The organism is Arthrobacter sp. R3-55, from assembly GCF_054161505.1.
On sequence record NZ_CP096423.1, the window covers coordinates 921,312 to 940,225 of the forward strand.

Annotated in this window: 17 protein-coding genes; 13 read left to right on the forward strand and 4 right to left on the reverse strand. The window is 64.3% G+C overall.

The features are described from left to right. Positions 1–116 precede the first annotated feature (116 nt). The 4 genes from M1D51_RS04430 to proC all read left to right on the forward strand — a co-directional run bounded on the left by M1D51_RS04430 (position 117) and on the right by proC (position 3,740). On the forward strand, positions 117–551 hold the full coding sequence (locus M1D51_RS04430) for an SseB family protein (protein ID WP_141281152.1): 435 nt from the start codon (positions 117–119) through the stop codon (positions 549–551). A gap of 89 nt (positions 552–640) precedes the next feature. Beyond that, positions 641–1,765, forward strand: coding sequence for a Ppx/GppA phosphatase family protein (locus M1D51_RS04435; RefSeq protein ID WP_172324848.1), 1,125 nt, complete (start codon positions 641–643; stop codon positions 1,763–1,765). A 1-nt stretch (position 1,766) separates the two neighbouring features. Then, on the forward strand, positions 1,767–2,600 hold the full coding sequence (locus M1D51_RS04440; protein WP_172324846.1) for a sugar phosphate isomerase/epimerase family protein: 834 nt from the start codon (positions 1,767–1,769) through the stop codon (positions 2,598–2,600). 309 nt (positions 2,601–2,909) lie between these two features. After that, the gene (gene proC, locus M1D51_RS04445; RefSeq protein WP_458108682.1) at positions 2,910–3,740 is read left to right on the forward strand and encodes a pyrroline-5-carboxylate reductase; all 831 of its coding nucleotides are present in this window, start codon (positions 2,910–2,912) and stop codon (positions 3,738–3,740) included. Positions 3,741–3,816: 76 nt separating this feature from the next. On the opposite strand, the gene M1D51_RS04450 is transcribed toward proC, so the two are convergent. Then, positions 3,817–4,455, reverse strand: coding sequence for a potassium channel family protein (locus tag M1D51_RS04450; RefSeq protein ID WP_011775951.1), 639 nt, complete (start codon positions 4,453–4,455; stop codon positions 3,817–3,819). A gap of 40 nt (positions 4,456–4,495) precedes the next feature. After that, entirely contained in the window at positions 4,496–5,929 is a 1,434-nt protein-coding gene (locus tag M1D51_RS04455) for a TrkH family potassium uptake protein (protein WP_172324842.1), read from the reverse strand. Positions 5,930–6,032: 103 nt separating this feature from the next. Between M1D51_RS04455 and M1D51_RS04460 the strand changes: the two genes are divergently transcribed. The 3 genes from M1D51_RS04460 to gdhA all read left to right on the forward strand — a co-directional run bounded on the left by M1D51_RS04460 (position 6,033) and on the right by gdhA (position 9,441). Next, a complete protein-coding gene (locus M1D51_RS04460; protein ID WP_458108683.1) occupies positions 6,033–7,259 on the forward strand; it encodes an acetoin utilization protein AcuC in 1,227 nt (408 codons plus the stop codon). A 73-nt stretch (positions 7,260–7,332) separates the two neighbouring features. Then, positions 7,333–7,896: an ArsR/SmtB family transcription factor gene (locus M1D51_RS04465; protein WP_458108684.1), complete on the forward strand. Its 564-nt coding sequence runs from the start codon at positions 7,333–7,335 to the stop codon at positions 7,894–7,896. Positions 7,897–8,103: 207 nt separating this feature from the next. Further along, on the forward strand, positions 8,104–9,441 hold the full coding sequence (gdhA, locus tag M1D51_RS04470; protein WP_172324834.1) for an NADP-specific glutamate dehydrogenase: 1,338 nt from the start codon (positions 8,104–8,106) through the stop codon (positions 9,439–9,441). Between the two features lie 78 nt (positions 9,442–9,519). On the opposite strand, the gene M1D51_RS04475 is transcribed toward gdhA, so the two are convergent. Beyond that, complete coding sequence (locus M1D51_RS04475) at positions 9,520–10,863, reverse strand: alpha-hydroxy acid oxidase (protein WP_458108685.1); 1,344 nt, start codon at positions 10,861–10,863, stop codon at positions 9,520–9,522. Positions 10,864–10,953: 90 nt separating this feature from the next. Between M1D51_RS04475 and M1D51_RS04480 the strand changes: the two genes are divergently transcribed. Beyond that, positions 10,954–11,652: a FadR/GntR family transcriptional regulator gene (locus M1D51_RS04480; protein ID WP_458108686.1), complete on the forward strand. Its 699-nt coding sequence runs from the start codon at positions 10,954–10,956 to the stop codon at positions 11,650–11,652. A gap of 41 nt (positions 11,653–11,693) precedes the next feature. On the opposite strand, the gene M1D51_RS04485 is transcribed toward M1D51_RS04480, so the two are convergent. After that, positions 11,694–12,725 carry a LacI family DNA-binding transcriptional regulator gene (locus M1D51_RS04485; protein ID WP_458108687.1) on the reverse strand — a complete coding sequence of 344 codons (1,032 nt, stop codon included), beginning with the start codon at positions 12,723–12,725 and terminating at the stop codon, positions 11,694–11,696. Positions 12,726–12,905: 180 nt separating this feature from the next. On the opposite strand from M1D51_RS04485, the gene M1D51_RS04490 reads away from it, so the two are divergent. Genes M1D51_RS04490 through M1D51_RS04510 form a run of 5 tightly spaced genes read left to right on the forward strand, consistent with a single transcriptional unit; the run spans position 12,906 to position 18,912 of the window. Continuing rightward, entirely contained in the window at positions 12,906–14,327 is a 1,422-nt protein-coding gene (locus M1D51_RS04490) for a Gfo/Idh/MocA family protein (RefSeq protein ID WP_458108688.1), read from the forward strand. A 29-nt stretch (positions 14,328–14,356) separates the two neighbouring features. Then, positions 14,357–15,433 carry an NAD-dependent epimerase/dehydratase family protein gene (locus M1D51_RS04495; protein ID WP_458108689.1) on the forward strand — a complete coding sequence of 359 codons (1,077 nt, stop codon included), beginning with the start codon at positions 14,357–14,359 and terminating at the stop codon, positions 15,431–15,433. Further along, complete coding sequence (locus tag M1D51_RS04500; protein WP_458108690.1) at positions 15,430–16,335, forward strand: 5-dehydro-4-deoxyglucarate dehydratase; 906 nt, start codon at positions 15,430–15,432, stop codon at positions 16,333–16,335. Before M1D51_RS04495 ends, M1D51_RS04500 begins: the two co-directional genes overlap by 4 nt. Continuing rightward, positions 16,335–17,480: a mandelate racemase/muconate lactonizing enzyme family protein gene (locus M1D51_RS04505; protein ID WP_458108691.1), complete on the forward strand. Its 1,146-nt coding sequence runs from the start codon at positions 16,335–16,337 to the stop codon at positions 17,478–17,480. The genes M1D51_RS04500 and M1D51_RS04505 overlap by 1 nt, the downstream gene beginning before the upstream one ends. Next, on the forward strand, positions 17,461–18,912 hold the full coding sequence (locus tag M1D51_RS04510; RefSeq protein WP_458108692.1) for an aldehyde dehydrogenase (NADP(+)): 1,452 nt from the start codon (positions 17,461–17,463) through the stop codon (positions 18,910–18,912). The genes M1D51_RS04505 and M1D51_RS04510 overlap by 20 nt, the downstream gene beginning before the upstream one ends. The last annotated feature ends 2 nt before the right edge of the window (positions 18,913–18,914 follow it).

Consider the following 18,914-nt stretch of genomic DNA (forward strand, 5'->3'; position numbering starts at 1 on the left):
CGGCCAAGAAGAAGGCCGCAGCCAAGAAGTAGGCGCCGGCCAGGAAATAGCCACCATGGAGGCCGGGACAGCAAGCGCGAATTGCGTCCCGGCCGGCATCGTGGTCGAGTAGAACCATGACTGAACAGACCGTTTCACCGGACAACGAACCCTTGAACGACCTCGAGGCGAAGCTCGCCTCGGCCGAGCAGCCGGATGCCAACCCGGTGGATGTCATCCTCGCTTTCTTGAACAACGAGGTCTACCTGGTCAGTTCCGAAGCCGTGGACGGCCCGGATTCTTCGGTGGAGCCGCTGGTGCTCTCCAACGCTGACGGCCAGCCCGTCCTGGCGGTATTCAGCCACCCCAGCCGCGTTGATGAGCGGTTCCTCGAAGCAGCCCCTCACGTCCTGGGCACCATGGGCTCGGCGATCCTGGGAAACATCGGTGATGAACTGGGCATGGTCATCAACCCGGGCAGCGAGTTCGGCTTCGAAATCGACCCCGAAGGCATCGCCAACATCCGCCGCGACTTCAAGCGTGCAGATGAAGCAGGGGAGCCCGCGGAATAGCGGGTGCCCAAACCGCCGGACACCAATCCGACGGCGAAACGTCGCCGCCAAGTTGCTTCACGGCCTTGGAATCGGTGAATAATGGCAGAATGCGTCTTGGCGTTCTAGACATCGGTTCCAACACCGTCCATCTGCTTCTTGTGGATGCTCACCCGGGCGCGCGTCCGGTGGCTTTCGCATCCCACAAGCGTCCCCTGTCCCTGGTGCAGTACCTTGACGGTGATGGCAACATCAACGACGCCGGCCAGCACGAGCTCATCGAGTTCGTGCTGGAAGCCTGGGAGTTTGCCGCCAGCCACAAAGCGGAGGACCTCCTGGCGTTTTGTACCTCGGCCATCCGGGAGGCCACCAACGGTCCGGAAGTCCTGGCACGGGTAAAGCACGAAACCACGGTCACCCTTCAGGAACTGACGGGCAGCGAAGAAGCATCCATGACGTTCTTCGCCGTCCGCCGTTGGTATGGGTGGGGCGCAGGTCCCATCCTCGACCTGGACATTGGTGGCGGTTCCTTTGAAATGGCGTATGGAACCGATGAACTTCCCGAGTTCGCCACCTCGGTTCCCCTGGGTGCCAGCCGGCTGACACGGGATTGGCTCCACGATGATCCTCCGACAGCCAAGAGCGTCAAGGAACTGCGGCGCTACATCCGTTCCACGCTGAAGCCGGTGGTCCGGAACTTCCACGAGCTGGGCCGTGCGAACCTGGTGGCCGGTACCTCCAAGACCTTCCGGTCGCTGGCTCGCATCGCTGGCGCAGCCCCGAGTGCTGCTGGACCCTATGTGAAACGCGAGCTCCACGCTGCGGACCTTGGCCTGTGGGCCCAGCGGATTTCGGCCATGACGGTGGAGGACCGCCTGTACCTGCCGGGCGTCTCGGATGCACGGGCCCGGCAACTGTTGGCAGGCGCCCTGGTGGCCGAGGCTGCGCTGGAACTCTTCGAATTCCCCACCATGGAAATCTGCCCGTGGGCACTGCGGGAGGGCCTGATCCTGCGCCGGCTTGACCAGCTGGTGTTCGAAGATGCCCTGGATCCCGCGCCCCATGTGGGCAAGCGCAAGAAGGACAAGTCCAAGAAAAAGGCAGCCAAGGAAGCCGCCAAGGTTTCCGAGGATGAAGACGAACCCCACCCCGGGTTCAAAGAATTCCCGGTCCCTGTCAACACACCGTCCCCCACCCCCATCCCAGCCCCTGTGGCAGGCGGGCTGGCCTCCTGAGATGAGCAACGACGTCGAACCTGAAGTGAATGACCGCCAAATTCCCGTGGCGCTGTCCAGCGCGTCCGTGTACCCGCTGAGCGTCCACGACGCCTTCGCTGTGGCGCAGGACCTGGGATACGAGGGCGTGGAGGTGATGGTCACCAACAACGCGGTGAGCCAGAATCCGGACGCCCTGATCCAACTGAGCCATCGGTACCACCAGGAGATTGTCTCCATTCACGCGCCCACTTTGCTGCTGACGCAACAGGTGTGGGGCACCGCGTGGAACAAGATCGAGAAGTCGTGCCAGATGGCCGCTGACGTGGGGTGCGACACCGTGGTGGTCCACCCGCCGTTCCGCTGGCAGTCCAACTACGCCGAGAACTTCGTGGAAGGCGTCCGCGAGATCGCGGCCATGTACCAGGTGCATATTGCCGTGGAAAACATGTACCCCTGGCGTGTCCGTGGCCGGGAAGCGGTGGCGTACCTGCCGCACTGGGATCCCCTGGGACAGGATTACGACGACGTCACGTGGGACTTCTCGCACGCTGCCACTGCCGGGGCCAACAGTTTGGAAGCCATCAAGGCGCTGGGCAGCAAGCTTCGGCACGTCCACCTCACGGACGGCTCAGGCTCCGGAAAGGACGAGCACCTGGTGCCCGGCACCGGAACGCAGCAGTGCGCGGACGCCCTGCAGCACTTGGCGTCCACTGGGTTTGACGGCGTAGTGGTGGCAGAAATTTCCACCCGGAAGGCCAAGGTTGCCGGGGAGCGCGAGGAAATGTTGGCAGAAACCCTGCGCTTCGCGCGGCAGCACCTCAGCGCACCGTCGCTGCGCAGCGTAGAGAAGTAACGGCGTCGAGCCCTGTCCTGGCGCTTGTTCGCCTGACGCGCCCTTCAACGGTGTGTCAGGCGAACAACTGCGGGGTTGGTCGCTTAAAAGCGAAAGCACCGGCGGCCGAATCGGGAAATGGGGGAAAACCCGCCCGGCCACCGGTGCTTGTGGCGGACATCCCCATGCCCGCCTCATCACTCGCACCCTCAATGAGGTAACTACTAAGTTACGGACCAACAATGAGTGCTGCCTGCAATAACCTTGGGAGCAAGCTGGGAATCTGGAATTCGTTAGACCCCGTCCGAGGCCAACTGCAATGATGGAGCCATGAGCAACCGAATCGCATTCCTTGGCTGTGGATCCATGAACGAGGCAATCCTGGGCGGCCTGCTTGCCGCCGGGACCGACCCGTCTGACATCGTCGCAACCGTCCGCCGTGCAGAACGAGCCGATGAACTCGCCCAGCGCCACGGGGTCATGGCCATCGCAGGCGAGGAGGAGCCGGATAACAACAAACTGGCCACCACGGGCTCCAGCATGGTCATCCTGGGCGTCAAGCCGGTAGGCATTTTGGACCTGGCCCGGGAGATCAGCCCGGCGTTGGCTAAGGACACCATTGTTGTCAGCGTGGCTGCGGCAGTCTCCATCGCCCAGCTCGAGGCCGCACTGCCGGACGGGCAGCCGGTGATCCGCACCATGCCCAACACCCCCTCACGGCTGGGGCGGGGCGTCATCTCAGTCTCCCCGGGAACGCATTGCACGCCTGAGCAGCTCGAAACGGCCAAGAAGGCGTTTGCCGGCGCCGGTACTGTGGTCCAGATTCCGGAAGAACAGGTTGACGCGCTGTCCGCCATCAGCGGTTCCGGTCCCGCCTACGCGTTCTACCTCGCCGAAGCCATGGCTGCGGCAGGCGTCGAGCTTGGCCTGGACCAGGAGTTGTCCGTCATGCTCGCCCGCGAAACCGTGGCCGGTGCCGGCTTCATGTTGGCCGAACCGGGAGCAGATCCCACCGCGCTTCGCGTCGCCGTCACCAGCCCCAAGGGAACCACCGAGCGGGCCATCATGGCTTTCGACGACGGCGGGATCCCCAGGATCATTGCCGACGGCGCCCGCGCCGCTGCCGCCCGGGCAGCAGAAATCACCAAGCAGCTCGGCTAACCTCGGAGTTTTTGTACAGCTAACGCCCCTAAGAGCGCGTCTAAAGGGCGTTAGCTGTACAAAAACTCCATTCCGGTTAGGGGCGCGCCGCGAAGCGCTCCAGCAGGTCCACGTGTCCGGACACGATCAACATGTCGTGGCCGGACACTTTGGTTTCCGGCCGGGCGTACGTGAAGTCCTCACCGGGCGTTTTCACGCCGACAATCGTCACGCCGTACTTGGAGCGGACTTTGGATTCCTCCAGGGTGAAGCCCACTGTTTCCTTGGGCGGGTACATCTTGACGATCGCGTAGTCGTCGTCGAACTCGATGAAGTCCAGCATGCGCCCGGACACCAGGTGGGCGGCGCGGACGCCTGCGTCGGCTTCCGGATAAATCACGTGGTTGGCACCAATACGGGTGAGGATCTTGCCGTGCGAGGGCGTGATCGCCTTGACCCACAGGTGCTGGATACCGAGGTCCACCAGGTTCACGGTGATGAGCACCGAGGACTCGATGGACGTGCCCACGCCGACCACGGCCGAGCTGAATTCCTGGGCTCCGAGCTGGCGCAGGGCATCGATGTTGGTGGCGTCGGCCTCCACCACGTGGGTGAGGACGGGCGCCCACTTTTGGACCAAGGTGCGGTCCCGTTCGATGGCCAGGACCTCACGGCCTTGCTTGACCAGCTGCTCAGCGGTGGCGGATCCGAACCGGCCGAGGCCAATGACCAGCACTGGTGCGTTGTGTGCGGGGCGGTTGGCGGCCCCCGTGGTACTAGCCAATGATTGGCCTCTCTTCCGGGTAGTGGTACAGCTGGCTGCGCTGGCGCAGTGCCAGTCCCGCAGCAAGGGTTACGGTGCCCACGCGGCCTGCAAACATCAAGGCTGTCAGGACATAAACGCCCGACGGCGGCAGCTCGGCACTGAGGTTGGTGCTCAGTCCCACGGTGGCGAAGGCGGAAATGGATTCGAAGAGCACCCGGTCCAACGACGCTCCGCTGATGGAGAGCAGCAGGAAAGCGGCCACCGATACCAGGGTTGCCCCGGCTACGATCACGGAGATGGCCACGCGCATGGTGCCCTGGGGGATGGTGCGGCCGTAGACCTTAACGTCGGCGTCGCCGCGGGCTTCGGCCATGATGGCCAGGAACATGACGGCGATGGTGGTCACCTTGATGCCGCCGGCCGTGGACGCGGAGCCACCGCCGGCAAACATGAGGGCATCGGTGAGCAGCATGGTGGTGGATTCCATGTGGTTCTGGTCCACCAGGTTGAAGCCGCCGGACCGGGTCATGACGGATGCGAACAGAGAATGGGTGATCTTGTCGCCGAGGTCCATGGTGCCGATGGTCCGCACGTTGTCCCACTCCATCAGGCCCCAGAGGACCGTGCCCGCGGCGAGCAGGATGAAAGAGACCTGGATGGTGAGCTTGGTGTGGAGGTTCCACTTCTTCCAGTTGAGCCCGTTCTGCTGCAGCACCATCACCACGGGGAAGCCGAGGCTGCCCAGGAACACACCCAACATCAGCGGGATGAGGATCCACAGATCGGTTTCGTAGGGAACAATGCCATCGGAGTGAGGCGTGAACCCGGCGTTGTTGAACGCAGAAATCGAATAGAAGACTCCGTGCCACACGGATTGCCAGAAGCTCTCGCCGAGCACCATGAAGCGGGGGATCAGCACGATGGCCAGGGCGGCTTCAATCACCACCGAGGTCACGATGACGATCCGGAGCAGGGTACCCACTTCACCGAGCCGGCCCGCGTTGTTCATGGCTTCCTGGGCGATCAGCTTGCCGCGTACGCCCAGGCGCTTGCTGACCATGAGCGCCAACAGCGAGGCCAGGGTCAGCGTGCCAAGGCCACCAACAAAGATGCCTATCAGGATCACCAGCTGACCAAAGAAGGTCCAGTGGGTAGCTGTGGAAACCACCGTCAACCCGGTGACGCACACTGCGGAGACCGCCGTGAACATGGACTGGTGCAGGGGCGTCACAGTGCCGTCCGAGGAAGCCGCCGGCAGGGACAACAAGCCCGTGAACACCAGGATGACCACGGCGAAGACGGTCAACGCCAAACGGGCAGGGGAGGTGTTGGCAATGTTGTCGATGAAGTCGCGCACGCGGGTGAAGATCCACAGACCTTCCCGCTCCTGCTGGTTGGGTTGCCAGTTGGTCGGGCTCGTGGACCGCGACTGGCTTTGAGACATGGCGCTCTTCCTCGGTTGAAACAAGCTTTCCTGAGTAGTAAACCACTATTCCCGCGGCGTAACCGGGCGGTAGGGCCTGCCAGGCTCAGGTAGCCTGTTCTGGATGAACTCCAGGCTTGGGACTACGGCTTCCAGCATTACCCGCTCCGCACTGCCAACGACGGTGGTGTGGGACGCAGCCATGACTGCCTACAATTTTGGTCCCGGCCACCCCATGGCTCCGCAGCGGCTCGAACTGACGGCACGGCTGGCCGAATCCTTGGGCCTGTTCGACCACCAGCACGTGGCCGTCGAGGCACCGGCTGTGGCAACCGACGTCGAACTTCAAACGGTGCACAGCGCCGGCTACGTGGAGGCTGTCCGACGCGTCAGCGAGGACCCGTCCACGCCAGAGGAAAGCCGCGGCCTGGGCACGGAGGACGATCCCGCGTTCGCCGGTATGCACGAGGCCAGTGCCCGGCTCGCCGGCGGTTCGTTGCTGGCCGCTGACACCATCCTGTCCGGAAAGGCCGTCCGCGCCGTGAACTTCAGCGGCGGCATGCATCACGCCGCTCGTGAAAAGGCCAGCGGGTTCTGCGTCTACAACGACGTCGCCATGGCTATCCAAAGGCTGCTCGACGGCGGTGTGCAGAGGATCGTCAGCATCGACGTCGATGCCCATCACGGCGACGGGACGCAGAGCATCTTCTGGAACGATCCGCGCGTGATGACCATCAGCCTGCACGAAACGGGCCTCACCCTTTTCCCCGGGACCGGCTTTGCCAACGAAACCGGCGGACCGGATGCGCCCGGAACGGTGGTCAACGTTGCCCTCCCTGCTTTTACCGGTGACGCGGGGTGGCTGCGCGCGTTCCATGCCGTGGTTCCGCAGCTTGTGGGTGCGTTCCAACCGGAAGTGATTGTCAGCCAGCACGGCTGCGATTCGCACAGGGACGATCCCCTGACGCACCTCACGCTCAGCGTTGACGGACAGCGTGAGGCGGCATCCGCCGTCGCAAGCCTCGCCGCCCGGTACTGCGACAACCGCTGGATCGCTACCGGTGGCGGCGGATATGACGTCACCGGCGTTGTGCCGCGCGCCTGGAGCCACCTGATCGGGATGGTGACCCAGCGCCCGGTGCCGCTCAGTGCGCCCGTGCCCGAAGCCTGGCGGACGTATGTGCGCGAAACGTACGGCGTGTGGGCGCCGGAGTCCATGGGCGACGACGTAGACGTGTGGTGGCGCTCCTGGGAAGTTGGCTACGACCCCGCGGACGAAGTGGACCGGACGGTCATTGCTACGCGCAAGGAAATTTTCCCCCTGTACGGACTGGACCCTTGGTTCGACTGACGTTCGATTCACGGGCCGGCATTGCAAAGAAACAGGGATGCCAATCGGCGTATATGTCGCTAGGGTTGGAGGCATGGTGACTGACGACGTATTTGCCGTCATAGCTGAGGCAACCAGACGCGACATCCTGGTCTCCCTCCGCTCTGGGGATAAAGCAGTAGGCGAACTGGTGGAAGAACTGGCTGCGAGCCAGCCCACCATCTCCAAGCACTTGAAAGTGCTCCGCGAGGCTGACCTCGTCAGCATGCGCGCACAAGGCCAGAAGCGTTTTTACGCCCTGAATCCCAAGCCGCTTGCGGGCATCGCGAGCTGGCTTGAAACGTTCGACGTCGGAACCGCGGCTCCCGCCGTCGTCGTGCCTTCTGCAGCGGGGCCTTCCACCGCTGCCGCGGACGTGCCCGCCGCTGTGGCTCCCGCCGAAGCCGCCGTCGCGTCAGTTCCCAACCGTGCCGACGCTATTGGCCAGGCCGTGAAGGTCCACGCGAGTGGAACGCCAGTCTCCCTTGACCCGGCGTCCGATGACACCGTTCCCCAGCAGATTGGCCGCACCGTAGGCCGCGCTGCCACTAAGGCTGCTGACCTCCTGGCCAACCTTCCGAACCTGCCCAACCTTCCCAAGTTCGGCCGTAAGCGGTAGCAGGGAACCACTTAACGTGATCCTCATCACATTGTGAGTTTTTGTTTACCCTGCGTTTCCTTGTGTTTTCAACGATTTTCTACAGTTGTGTTAACTCCTTGGTGAGGGTCACATTGTCTCCGGATGGAGATCCCATGTCCCTCGGTGCAACCATGGGCGGGACTAATCGTCTCGCCGCGGGTCGGCGCACTGAGGATAGGAACACGCATGGATTCAAGGCTCGAAGCTGTCCGCGACACCGTGTTGGCACGGAATCCGGGGGAGAAGGAATTCCACCAGGCCGTCACTGAGGTCTTCGAAAGCCTTGGCCCCGTTCATGATCGCCACCCGGAGTTCCTCGAGGGCGCCGTCTTGGAGCGTCTGTGCGAACCTGAGCGCCAGATCATTTTCCGCGTTCCGTGGACCGACGATTCCGGCCGCGTCCATGTGAACCGCGGCTTCCGGGTGGAGTTCAATTCCGCCCTCGGTCCGTACAAGGGCGGGCTCCGCTTCCACCCCTCGGTGTACCTGGGCATCGTGAAGTTCCTCGGCTTTGAGCAGATCTTCAAGAATGCGCTCACCGGAATGCCCATCGGCGGCGGCAAGGGTGGCTCCGATTTCGATCCCCGCGGACGTTCCGATGCCGAAATAATGCGCTTCTGCCAGTCCTTCATGACCGAGCTGTACCGGCATATCGGCGAGTACACTGACGTACCCGCCGGCGACATCGGCGTGGGCGGCCGGGAAATCGGCTACCTCTTTGGCCAGTACAAGCGAATCACCAACCGCTACGAATCGGGAGTCCTCACGGGCAAGGGCATCTCCTGGGGTGGCTCGCTGGTCCGGCCTGAGGCCACCGGCTACGGCACGGTGATCTTCGCCCAGGAGATGCTCAAAACCCGCGGCCAGTCCTTCGACGGCCAGCGCGTGGTGGTCTCCGGTTCCGGCAACGTTGCCATCCACGCCATCGCAAAGGCGCAATCACTCGGAGCCACCGTAGTAGCCTGTTCCGATTCGGCCGGTTACATCGTGGACGAGGCGGGGATCGACGTCGAGCTTCTGAGCCGGATCAAGGAAGTGGAGCGCGGGCGCCTCACCGAGTACGCCGCACGCCGCGCCGGTGCCAACCACGTTTCCGGGGGTTCCGTGTGGGACGTCAACGGCACGGTGGCTTTGCCCTGCGCCACCCAGAACGAGCTCGACGGCGAGGCCGCCGCCAAGTTGGTCAGCAACGGCCTGATTGCGGTGGCCGAGGGCGCCAACATGCCCTCTACCCGTTCAGCTGTGTCCGTCTTCCAGGAGGCCGGGATCCTGTTCGGCCCGGGCAAGGCGGCCAATGCCGGTGGCGTTGCTACCTCTGCCCTTGAAATGCAGCAGAATGCCAGCCGCGATTCCTGGTCCTTCGAGCACACCGAACAGCGCCTTACCGAGATCATGGTGGGCATTCATGATCGCTGCGCCGCAACGGCAGAGGAATATGGTGCGCCCGGAAACTACGTGGTGGGCGCCAACATCGGCGGCTTTGTCAAGGTTGCCGATGCGATGCTGGCCCAGGGCTTGATCTAACCCTTTTGCCCAACTGGGTAGCAGTAGAGGCCGTTTTGAGCGTTCAAACGGCCTCTATTGCTACCTACATGGCGACTCTTAGCGCTGGAGCAGCCGCACGTGGTCCGGGTTCAGGTCCGACACCTTGCTGACGCCCAGCAGCGCCATGGTCCGGGTCATGTCCTTCTCCAGGATCTGGATGGTGCGGTCCACGCCTTCGCGTCCGCCGGCCATGAGGCCGTACAGGTAGGCCCGGCCGATCAGCGCAAAGTCTGCGCCCAGAGCCAGTGCCGCCACGATGTCCGCGCCGCTCATGATACCCGTGTCCAGCATGACCGCGGCCTTGCTGTTGTCTGCCTTAAGTGCCGTGGTGACCTCCGGCAGCAGGTGGAACGGGATGGGTGCGCGGTCCAGTTGGCGGCCGCCGTGGTTGGACAGGATGATTCCATCGGCGCCGTGGTCTACAACGCGCCGGGCGTCTTCAACGGTCTGGATGCCCTTGACCACCAGCTTGCCCTTCCAGGTTTCGCGGAGCCAGTCCAGGTCCTCGTAAGTCAGGGTGGGGTCGAACATCGAGTTGATGAGGTCGGCCACGGTGCCGGTGTAGCGGGAGAGCGAAGCGAAGGTCAGGGGCTCGTGGGTGAGGAAGTTGAACCACCAGGCCGGACGGTATGAGGCATCCAGGACGGTCTTGATGGTCAGGGCCGGCGGGATGGTCATGCCGTTGCGGACGTCGCGCAGGCGGGCGCCCGCCACGGCGGTGTCCACGGTGACCATGAGGGTGTCGTTGCCGGCTTTGGCGGCGCGTTCGATCAGTTCCAGCGAGCGGTCGCGGTCGGTCCAGAGATAGAGCTGGAACCAGTTGCGTCCGTTGGGAGCGGCAGTGGCGACGTCCTCGATGGACGCGGTGCCCATGGTGGATAGGGTGTAAGGAATTCCGGCGGCTTCAGCGGCCTGCGAGCCTGCGTACTCGCCCTCGGACTGCATCATGCGCGTGAAGCCGGTAGGTGCGATGCCGAACGGCAGGCGTGATTCCTTGCCCAGGATGTCCGTGCGGAGATCGATCTTGGAGACGTCGCGCAGGATGCCGGGGCGGAATTCGATGTCCTGGAACGCCTGGCGGGCGCGGCGCAGGGTGATCTCTTCTTCGGCAGCACCGTCGGTGTAGTCGAACGGTGCCTGCGGGGTGCGGCGCTTGGCGATGTCGCGGAGTTCCCAGATGGTGCTGGCGCGCTTGAGCCGTGCGGTCTTGCTGAACTCGGGCTTCTTGAACTGCATCAGCGGTGCCAGGTCCGACACCTTGGGAACGCGGCGCTTCAGTGCCGGAGGCACCACGGACGGGAGCGCGACGGCGGGGCGCGGCTGCTGCTGGCGGGTTACGTTTTGATCGCTCCCGGCATTAGCGGGCGCTGCTGTGATCTTGGGGTCGAGGGTGTCGGTCATGCGGTTCTCCCTTGAATTCTGAGGTCCTGCCTCTGTGGTCTAACCACACTGTAGGCCATGTGGTCGGACCACATCAACTAGTATTCCGTTATGCGTACCCACGAGTTGGTCCTGCAATGGATCGAGAAGCAGTTGTCCGATGGAGACCTTGCCCTCGGTGGCCGGCTGCCGGGTGAACGTGCCATGGCCGAGCAACTGAAGGTTTCCAGGACATCCGTGCGCGAGGCCGTCCGGATCCTTGAGGCCATGGGGGTGGTCCGCGCGGGGGTGGGTTCGGGCAAGGACGCCGGGACCGTGGTCATCGCCGAGCCCGGCTCTGCGCTGGGTTCCACATTGAGGCTGCACGTGGCAACGCGCCATCTTCCCGTGGCGGACATCGTGGAGACCCGTGTCCTGCTGGAATCCTGGGCTGCGGAACGAGCCCAGGTGGGTGGTCGGGCGCTGGAGGAGGCCGCGGAGCTCCTGGACCAGATGGACGCCGCCCCGGATATTGATACGTTCCTGGCCCTCGATGCCCGGTTCCATGTGGCCCTGGCGCAGGCAGCCGGTAACTCCGTGGTGAGCGCCATGATGGCCTCGCTCCGGGGCGCGATCGAGAATTACGCGGGTGAGCTCACTGGAAACCTCCCCGATTGGAACGCGACGTCCACCCGCCTGCGGGCCGAGCACCGTGCCATCCTCGATGCCGTAAACAACCACGACGGCGCCAAGGCAGCTGAGCTTGTTGCCGCCCACATCCAAGGCTTCTACAAAGAGGCCGGAGTGGGCGCAAACCCCTCGCCCAGTTGACACCTCACCCCCATGTTTTCGGGAGACATGGGGGTGAAGTGTCAACTCGCGGGCTTGAGGGCGGGTGCCGCTGTGCTCTTGCGGATCTCTACCCTGGGCGAGAACTCGTCCTGTGCCTGGGTAGCTGTCTCGCCGGCCTGCTGAATCTGCTCCCGCATCCTCCGCCAGGCCAGGCTGCCGAGCTCGTTGATGGGCACGGCTGCCGTGGTCAACGGGGGCGTGGTGTATTTGGCGAAGGGGATGTCGTCAAAACCCGTCACGGAAATGTCCTCCGGAACCCGGATCCCGCGCTCGTGCAGGCCGCTAAGCAGACCCATGGCCACGAGGTCGTTGAAGGCCAGGACCCCGGTGGCGCCACTGGCGATGATGGCTTCGGTGGATTCGTGGCCGGAGTCGAAATTGGAGCCGCCGTGCAGCATCTGCAAATCGATGTCCGGGTGCTCGGCGCGGAACTGGTCCAACCCCACCAGGCGCTGGCGGTTGGAGGCGCTGTGCTCCGGGCCGGACAGGAAGACCAGCCGCCTGTGTCCCAGGGAGACCAGATGCTGTGCCAGTTCCTGGATGCCCTGCCCGTAGTCCACGCTCAGGCTCGGGGTGTTGGTGGCGATGGTGGTCCGGTTGATGAGTACCAGGGGATGCAGGGTGGGCGCCAGCTCTTCGAGTTCGGCGTCCGCCATGCGGGGAGCGCAGAGGACCACGCCATCACAACGACGCCGGGCTTCCCCCGCCAGGATTGCTTCCTCGCTGGTGACTTCTGAGGAGTCTGCGATGAGGACGCGGTATCCGTCCTGGGCTGCGGCGATGCTGAGGCCACGGAGGATGGCCTGGAACGTGGGGTTGGCCAGGTCCGGGACAACTATTCCGATGGTGTCGGTCTTGCCCAGGGCGAGGCTGCGCCCCACCGGGTTGGGTTGGTACTTCAATTCAGCGGCGGCTGCCCGGACCCGCGCTGCGATCCCTGGATCCACTGCGGCATTACCGTTCATGACGCGGGAGACCGTGGCGTGCGAAACCCCGGCCTTCTCCGCGACGTCGGCTATCCCGACGCGCCTGTTGGTGTTCCTGCGTGCCATGTGGCCCCTTCCCATTGGTCGTCTCCCGTATGCACCGTCGTTGGAGCAGTGGTTGACGTGACCACCAGAGTCTTGATACAAAGCTTATAACGCTCTGAGAAAACGCTTTCTCATGATTCTTCCCACACGAAGCCGGGCCGTCAAGCGGTTCACTCCTGCCTTTTGAAAGGGGCATCCCACATGGTCACCGTCGACTCAGCCGAGACCCAGACAGAATCAGCCGCATCGGCCACGCCCACAGCCCGGACCGAAGGCGGCAAGCGGACCCGCATTGCCCTCATTGGAACCGGCGGCCGCTCCGAGATGTACATCCGGGCCATCTACGGGCAGCACGCGGACGTAGCCGAGCTCATTGCGCTCTCCGACGTCAACCAGGGCCGGGTGGACTTCTACCAGGAGCTCATCCGCGAACTTGGCGGAACGGAACCCGTGGCATCCTTCGAGCCCGGCCAGCTCACCAGCTTCATTCAGTCCAATGGCATTGAACGCGTCATTGTCACGACGCCGGACTACACCCACGCCGACTACATCGTCGAAGCACTCGAGGCCGGTGCCGACGTCGTGGTTGAAAAGCCGCTGACCATTGACGTTGACGGATGCCGCCGCATTACCGAAGCCGTGGCCAAGACCGGCAAGAACGTGGTGGTGACCTTCAACTACCGCTACTCGCCGCGCAACACTGCGTTGAAGGAAGTCATCCAGAACGGTGTGATCGGCAAGGTCACGTCCATCGACTTCAGCTGGGTCCTGGACACCGTGCACGGCGCCGACTACTTCCGCCGCTGGCACCGCGAAAAGAAGAACTCCGGAGGCCTGCTCATCCACAAGGCTTCCCACCACTTCGACCTGGTCAACTGGTGGATCAACGATGTTCCAGAGCGCGTTTTCGCCTCCGGCGGCCTGCGCTTCTACGGTGACAAGAACGCTGCCGAGCGTGGCCTGGGAGCCCGCCCCGAGCGCGGCACCGTTGACGGCCTGGGGCACGATCCCTTCCGCTTGGACATGCGCGACGACGAGCGCCTGAAGGCCCTGTACTACGACAACGAAAAGTTCGACGGCTACATCCGCGACCAGGACGTTTTCACCGAGGGCATCACCATCGAGGACAACCTGGCCCTCGTAGTGGACTACCAGGGTGGCCCGACGCTGAGCTACTCGCTGAACGCCCACAGCCCGTGGGAGGGCTACCGCGTGACCGTCAACGGCACCGAAGGCCGTGCTGAACTCGAAGTGGTGGAGCGTGCCGCCGTCGAGTCTTCCACCGATAAAAAGACCGTGGTTGACCCCAGCGCCACACCCATCGAGGAAGATGACGCCGTGCGCCGGAACGGCGAGCGCCTGGTGGTCCAGCGGCACTGGGAAGCAGCCTACGAAGTCCCGATCGTCAACGGCGAGGGCGGCCACGGCGGCGGCGACAACCTCCTGCTCTCGGACCTCTTCAACGGCCCCGGCATTGATCCGCTGGGCCGGCCGTCCGGCTACATCGACGGACTCCGTTCCGTCTCGGTGGGAATTGCCGGCAACCAGTCCCTGGATACCGACCTCCCGGTCCGGATCAGCGAACTTGGCCTCGGCGCCGATCTCAGCCGCAGCCAGTCCTGACCCGTTCACTACCAAGCAAGGAACACACCATGAGCAGGATTTTTGTCACCGGAGGTTCCGGTCGGCTGGGGCGCAGCGTTGTTGCCGGGCTGGCGGACGCCGGCCACAAGGTGATCTCGGTGGACCGGGACGCCATCCCCGCTGAGCAGTTGCCCGCCGGAGCCGAACAGCACACCGCTGATCTCCTGGCACCCGGGGAAGCGGAGCGGCTCATCCGGGAAACAGCGCCCGACGCCGTCATTCACCTCGCCGCTATTGCCGTACCTTTCAGCGCACCCGAGGATGTCATTTTCAGCACGAACACCCGGCTCGCCTACGCGGTGGTCAGTGCCGCCACCGACGCGGGTGTGCCGAAGATCGTGACGGCGTCCAGCCCCACCGCCCTGGGCTATGGCTCACCGGCCGGGTGGCTGCCGCCGTCGTTCCCCTTGGATGAGCAGACGCCGCCCGAGCCGTGGAACGCTTACGCCTTGTCCAAGCTGATTGCCGAGCAGACAGTGCAGATGTTCGCCGCAGCCCAGGGCGACAGGATCCGGTACGCGGCCTTCCGCCCGTGCTACGTTCTCTCCCCGGAGGAGTGGGAAGGGGCCCTGACGCAGCAAGGCCACACCATCCGGGAACGCCTGGATGATCCCGCGTTGTCCGCGCCGGCTCTGTTCAACTACGTAGATGCCCGGGATGTGGCTGACTTCCTGGATGTGCTGCTGGAGAAGATGGACAGCATTCCCAACGGCCAGGTCTTCTTTGTGGGCGCGAAAGATGCTTTGGCTACCGCGCCGCTCTCGGAATTGTTCCCCCGCTTCCTGCCGGGCAGCGGACCCCTCACCGAGCACCTCACCGGAACCAGCCCGGCCTTCTCCATCGACAAAGCCCGTGAGCTTCTCGGTTGGGAACCGAAGCGGTCCTGGCGCACCGAACTCACCCCGCCGTATGAAGGGGCCGACACAGCGGCAAGCGAACAAGCAGCACTGAACGAACAAGCCGCACTGAACGGCGCAGCGCCGAACGGCGCAGCACTGAACGGCGCAACACTAAATCAGGCAGCACTCAACGACGAGAACCCCGCCGGCCTGGTCCCGGCGGGAGCAACCAAGGAGACACCATGAACTTCGACGGCGTACTGTTCTTCCCCGTCACTCCCTTCGCCGAGGACGGCACGGTAGATGTAGCACTGCTCAAGGAACACATCACCTCCCGTCTGCCGTTCGGCCCCGGCGGCGTTTTCCCCGCGTGCGGCACAGGCGAATTTCATGCGCTCTCACTTGAGGAGATCCGCACCGTGGTGACTGCCGCCGTCGAGGCTGTTGCAGGGGCCGTGCCGGTGGTCTCCGGTGCCGGCGGACCGCTGGGCCACGCCATTGCCGCCGCGAAGGTGGCTGAGGAAGCCGGCGCGGACGCCCTCCTGGTGCTTCCGCCGTATCTGGTGACCGGCCCCACCGATGGTGTGGTGGCTTATGTGGAGGCCATCGCCGCCGCGAGCAGCTTGCCGGTGATCGTTTACCACCGCGGCACGGCAAAGTTCACGGCCGAGGCCATCACCCGCCTCACCGCCAACCCGAAGGTGGTTGGCTTCAAGGACGGAATCGGCGACGTCGGCCTGGCCCAGGAAATCGTCTCCGCGATCAACGCCAGCGGACGTACCGACTTTGCGCTGTTCAACGGCCTGCTGACGGCCGAACTGACGCAGGGCGCCTACCGTGGCCTTGGCATCCCCCTGTACTCCTCGGCTGCATTCGCCATGGCCCCGGAAATCGCCAAGGCTTACTACGACGCCTACATGTCCGGTGACGAGGACCGCCGCCACGCTTTGCTGGAGGGTTTCTACGCTCCGCTCGTCCGTCTCCGCGACCAGACTCCCGGGTTCGGTGTCTCGCTGATCAAGGCCGGCCTCCGCCTTGCCGGGCTCCCGGTTGGCTCGGTTCGTCCGCCCCTGGTGGATCCTTCCGAGGAGCAGCTGCTGGAGCTCAAGTCCATCCTGGCCAAGGGCCACGAGTTGGCCGGCAGCTGATGCAGGCCCGCATTACGGGCCTCACCACCCGGTTGATCACGGTCCCGCTGCTGCGCAGCTGGGGTGCCGAGGCGCCTGAGAACCATGTAATAGTCACCGAACTGAGCACGGACGACGGCGGCACGGGCCACGGTTTCTCGTGGACACCCACCATTGGTCCCCAGGCGGTCAAAGCCCTCCTGGATTACGATATTGCACCCTTCATCGTGGGGCTGGAAGCCAACCCTGAGATTGTCTGGGACCAGTTGTGGAATCGGCTGCATGAAGCCGGCGGGGGAGGCCTGACCACCATCGCGATGGCTGGTGTGGACCTGGCCCTGTGGGACCTGAAAGCCCGGCAGGCCTGTACCTCTGTCACAGGACTTCTTGGGCAGCGGCACCAGTCCGTTGAGGTGTACGGCTCCGGCGTCAACCTGCACTACTCCCTGGAGCAGCTTGTGGAGCAGGCGCAGCGATGGGTTGCTGCCGGGCATAACGCCGTGAAGATCAAGGTGGGCAAGCCGGAGCTCCGGGAAGACGCCGAAAGGGTTGCAGCCGTCCGTGCGGTCATTGGCCCGGACCGGCTGCTCATGATCGACGCCAACCAGCGTTGGGACCTCGCCCACACCTTCCGTGCCTTGGATGTTTTGGGGGAGTACGGACTGGAGTGGCTTGAAGAACCCATCCGCGCCGATGACCTCTGGGCCTACCGGCGCTTGCGAAAGCACTCGCCCGTGCCCATTGCCTTGGGTGAGAATGTCCACACCATCTACCGTTTCCGCGACTTCATCGAAGCTGAAGCTGTGGACATCATCCAGCCCAACATCGTCCGCGTGGGCGGCATTACCCCGTTCCGCAGGATCGTTGAGTTGGCCCGTGCCAACAGCATCAGGGTGGCGCCGCACCTGCTCCCGGAACTCTCCGGTCAGCTGGCGCTCACCCTGGCCGACGCCGTGAGCGTGGAGGACGTGGAAGACGCTTCCTTCGAACAACTCGGCATCCTGGCCGGGCCCTCACCTGTGAAGATCAGCAACAGCACTGGCAGAAGCAGGCTCAGCAGCACAGGCCGCCCGGGACTTGGCTTCGAGTTCACCGTCAACCAGCCCGCCCCTGCAAGCGCAGCCCCCGACAGTAAAGGAAACCGCATTGAGTACAGCAACTCTTGACCTGACAGCCATCACTGCAGCAGCCACGGAAGCAGCAAAGGTGACCGCAACAGCGTCCGACGCCGAGCGCGCCGCCTGGCTGACCGCCGTCGCCGATGCCTTGGACGCCAACGTCACTGAGCTGGTGGCGATCGCCGATTCCGAGACGAGCTTGGGCACGGTCCGGCTCACGGGCGAGGTGGCACGGACCAGTGGGCAGCTGAGGTTGTTCGCCAACGTGATCACCGAGGGCTCGTACCTGGAGGCGGTCATTGATCACGCTGACCCGTCATCCACCCCGCCCAAGCCCGACCTGCGCCGAATCCTTCGTCCCATCGGCCCGGTGGCGGTGTTCTCGGCGTCGAACTTCCCGTTCGCTTTCTCCGTGGCCGGCGGTGACACCGCGTCCGCACTGGCTGTGGGTTGCCCGGTGATCGTCAAAGCGCACTCGGGCCACCTTCGCCTCTCCGAGCGGACCGCTGAGATTGTCAGCGAAGCCCTGGCCAAGGCAGGGGCCCCGGAAGGGATCTTCGCCCTGGTCAGTGGCCGCGAGGCAGGCACAGCATTGGTTCAGGACCCGGCCATCAAGGCCGTCGGCTTCACCGGTTCCATTCCCGGTGGACGCGCACTGTTTGATCTCGCATCTTCCCGGCCGGAACCGATTCCCTTCTACGGCGAGCTGGGCAGCCTGAACCCGGTAGTCATCACGGCAGACGCACTCGCCGAACGCGGGCAGCAGCTCGCCGCAGGGCTGGCAGGCTCGTTCACCATGGGGGCGGGCCAGTTCTGCACCAAGCCGGGGCTCGTGTTCATCCCTGCCGGTACTGACTTCGCCTCGCATCTGGCGGAGGCCAGCAAGGACAAGCCCACCGCTGCCATGCTCACCGAGCGAATCGCCGAGGCCTACCCGGACGGACTGCGGAACGTCGCTGACCAGCCGGGTGTCGCCGTCGTCAGCGGTACAGTGCAGCAGGACAGCCTGGCCGACGGCGCCGCGCCCGTGGTCTTCTCCACCAGTGCAGCCAACGTGCTGGAGCGCCCGGAAGAGTTGTTGGAGGAGTGCTTCGGCCCCACCACGCTGCTGATCGAGTATGCCAACCAGGACGAACTGTCCGCAGCCCTGGCCAAGGTCCCGGGCAGCCTGACCGGCACGGTGCACGCACAGCCGGGCGAGGACGTTTCCGCTCTTGTCGAGCAGCTCAGCGGCCTCGCCGGAAGGGTTCTTTTCGACGGCTGGCCCACAGGTGTAGCCGTGAACTGGGCGCAGCAGCATGGTGGCCCGTACCCGGCCACGACGTCCCTGTTCACTTCCGTGGGGGCCACCGCGGTCCGCCGATTCCAGCGTCCGGTGGCTTACCAGGATGCTCCCGAAACAGTCCTGCACCCGGCGCTGCACGACGCCAACCCGCTGGGCATCCCCCGCCGCGTGGACGGCGTTCTGACCCTCAGCTAACC